Annotated in this window: 2 protein-coding genes and 1 pseudogene; 1 reads left to right on the plus strand and 2 read right to left on the minus strand. The window is 71.5% G+C overall.

Features of this window, described 5'->3' with window-relative positions; genetic code table 11:
* Positions 1-126 precede the first annotated feature (126 nt).
* The gene (locus AB0P24_RS47685) at positions 127-507 is read right to left on the minus strand and encodes an NUDIX domain-containing protein (RefSeq protein WP_365805729.1); all 381 of its coding nucleotides are present in this window, start codon (positions 505-507) and stop codon (positions 127-129) included.
* A 631-nt stretch (positions 508-1138) separates the two neighbouring features.
* On the opposite strand from AB0P24_RS47685, the gene AB0P24_RS47690 reads away from it, so the two are divergent.
* Positions 1139-2347 carry a PP2C family protein-serine/threonine phosphatase gene (locus AB0P24_RS47690; protein WP_365805731.1) on the plus strand — a complete coding sequence of 403 codons (1209 nt, stop codon included), beginning with the start codon at positions 1139-1141 and terminating at the stop codon, positions 2345-2347.
* A gap of 71 nt (positions 2348-2418) precedes the next feature.
* Here the strand turns inward: AB0P24_RS47690 and AB0P24_RS47695 are convergent.
* A pseudogene (locus tag AB0P24_RS47695) lies at positions 2419-2508 on the minus strand (SDR family oxidoreductase); the annotation flags it as partial.
* Positions 2509-3149: the final 641 nt, after the last annotated feature.

Genomic DNA, 3149 nt, shown 5'->3' on the forward strand with positions numbered 1-3149 from the left:
GCGCCCCTGCGCGTGCGTCCCCCCCCGCCGCGGCCGGGCCCCGCCCCGCGGGCGGGGGGGGGGGGGGGCCGCCGACCTGCGAGGCGGCGGCCCCCTCGCACCGGACGGCCGAGCCCCGCAGCACTCCTACACGGGTGTGTGGCCCTCCAGATAGACCCGTACGGGTTCCGGAAGCCCGGCGTCGACGGCTTCCGCGAACGGGGACCAGCGGAGCTGCTCCGGGGCGAGCCGCGCCCCCGCGGACGGGGTTTCGGACAACAGCTGGCACACCACGAACGAGCGGGCACCGGCCGGATCGGCATCCGCCGGCCGTAGCGACGTCGAGCCGTCGACGAGGTAACCGGTGAGCTCGTACACCAGGCGCGCCGCGGTGGCCGCCACCGACTCGGCTGGTTCGGGAGCGCCTGACGGCAGTTCCCAGCCGCCTTCGGCGTTCACCAGCAGCAGACGCCCGTCGTACACGACGACCGCGTCCACCACGCTCCCGGCGGCCCGCTCGGATGTCATGCTCCACCCCTGCCTTCCCGCTCCGCCCGACTGCCGACCGGCCGGCCACGTCAGTGCGACGCATCCTTCCTACCCTGCACACACCGGCTCACGCCGGGCGGCCCCCAGGGCCTGGGCAGCCATGGCCCGGCCCTGCGCAGAGCCGCCACCTCAGCCGCTGACCGTTCCCACGACGAGATCGCCTGCGGTGGCGAGAACGCCGGTGCCGAAGACGAAGGGGACGGAAGTCCGCACGGCCGTGCCTTGCGGTGGGTGGCCGTGGCGTCGGCGAGCCACAGACGGTTCGGCCCACCTGGGGTGAAGTCGCGGCGGACCGGACCGTCGTGCACCGGCGGACCGGCCTTCCTGACCCTGCCGCACCCTGACGCGAACACGGTCCACCAGCGGTTGTCCCGGCCGGCACACCCACGCGGTCGGTCGGCCCTGACCGCCCCGGCGTCGCGGGCTGGGCGAAGCCGCGTACGGGGCGCCCGCCCCGCTCGTCCGCCGGCACACTCCCGCTCCGCATCAGCCCGCAACCGGATCCCGGGCCCCTCCTTGTCCTGGCCCGCACGTGTTGAGGCATGTGTCACAGCGGGGCTGTGCCCGACGCGCCAGCGGGAAACGAGTTCTCAACCGAAAGGAGGCCGATGTGTCACGCGATCGGATCGCACTGGCTGAGGTGCTGGCAGCGGCGAAGGATGCCGCGCCGGTGCGCTCTCTCGATGTCGTGGCCCGCAATCTGCGCGAGCGGTTCGGTGCACGTTACGTGTCGTTCCTGTTCGTCGACGTCGTCGGCCGACGACTGTTGCGGGTGAGCGAGGAGGCGGCTACACCACAGGACCGTCGCGCTGAAGAGATCCCCTTCGACGACAGCGTCTACGACGAGGTCCTGCGCGCCCAGAAGACGGTGCTGGTGCCGGAGAGCGAGCGCGGGTACAGGGTGCTCACCCCCGTCACCAACCGCGGCGACGCTCTCGGTGTCCTGGAGCTGTTCCTCTCCGAGGTCGACCAGGAGGTGCTGGAGCAGGTCGAAGAGGCCGCGCACGCGCTGGCGTACATCGTCGTCACCGACCGCCGCTTCACCGACCTCTACCACTGGGGCAACCGCACGACCTCGGTCAGTCTGGCCGCGGAGATCCAGCGCCAGCTCCTGCCCTCCGCCCCTTCCTGCGAGGCCCCGGAGTTCGCGCTCGCCGGCGCCCTGGTCCCGGCCGCCGACATCGCCGGTGACACTTACGACTACGCTCTCGACCACGACACCCTGCACCTGTCCGTCACCGACGCCATGGGCCACGACGTCAGCGCCGCACTCATGGCCACCCTCCTGGTCAACGCCTCCCGCGGTGCCCGCCGCGCCGGATGCGACCTCGCCGAGCAGGCCCGCCAGACCCACGAGGCCCTCCTCGACCACGGCCGACAGACCTTCGCCACCGGCCAGTTGCTGCGCATCGCCCTGGACGGCACCAGCGCCCAGCTCGTCAACGCCGGTCATCCCTGGCCCCTGCGGCTGCGGGACGGCACGGTCGACGAACTGCGTCTGGCCGTGAACCTGCCGTTCGGCGTCGCCACGCACCTGGGACCGTACCGGGTGCAGGATCTCGACCTGCGCCCCGGTGACCGCCTCGTGCTGCACACCGACGGCATGCAGGAACGCGAGGCGAAAAAGGTCGACCTCCCCGGCCTTCTCCGTGACACCGCCACCGAGCACCCGCGCGAGGTCGTGCGTACTCTGGCCACCGCGGTCACCGACGCCTGGGACGGCCGCCCCCAGGACGACGCCACCGTCCTGTGCCTGGACTGGCACGGGCCACATGTCCGAAGACCGCCGGGCAGACGTCGCAGACGAGGCTCCGGGTGAGGGCCGAGGGGCACACGCAGCGGCAGCAGTCGTTCCGTCCGGCGCCGTGACCGGCTCCTTCCCGAAGATCTCGTGCCGGTGATGAAACTGGACTGGCCGGTGGCGAGGAAGAGCGCCAGGTCGGCGACTTCCTCCAGCCGGCCCATGCGGCCCAGGGGCACGGACGGCGAGTCGGGATAGGATCGCGCCCGCCTGCCGACCACCTGCGGGTGCCGCACGATCCAGCCGTCGATGGGCTCGTGGTCTACGCGGCCACCGTCGGGTTCGCCTGCAGTATGCGAAGGCAGCTGAATGGAGACGGCCTGGGACGTCTTCGAGCGCAGCGAGCAGACCGTCCGACCCCAGTGGTGACGAAGACCCATCCAGACTGCTCTAGGGTGGAATGTCGTCTTACGTAGCCATCAAGGTAGCCACACAAACGCTCTCCCTGCACGTTTGCACAGGTCATAGCCCTGCGATGACTCTCCCCGGCGTACAGCCCGACTCGTCTACCGCCACCTGCGGCTTTGCCTGGGAAAGGGCCTCTGACCTGCGTCGGAGGCCCTTTCCGGCCTTTCGGGGCCTTGCCGCGTTACGCGGCGGAAAGTCCCTCGGAAGTCCCTCAGGCAGAGCTGAAAGTCCCTGAAAAGTCCCTGGCGCACAGGCGCGGGGGTTGCCTCGAGATCACCACCCCGCCGGGGTGGGAGGCGCCCCCCGGCGCCCCTTTGCCGGCGGCCTCGTCACGTCAGGGGCGCTGCGCCCGGTGATCGTCTGTTCATGTCTCGGCGGCCGGGGGCGCACCCGCAATCGAAGTGGTCGCCGA

The organism is Streptomyces sp. NPDC086519 (genome assembly GCF_040686075.1).
Classification (GTDB): domain Bacteria; phylum Actinomycetota; class Actinomycetes; order Streptomycetales; family Streptomycetaceae; genus Streptomyces; species Streptomyces shenzhenensis.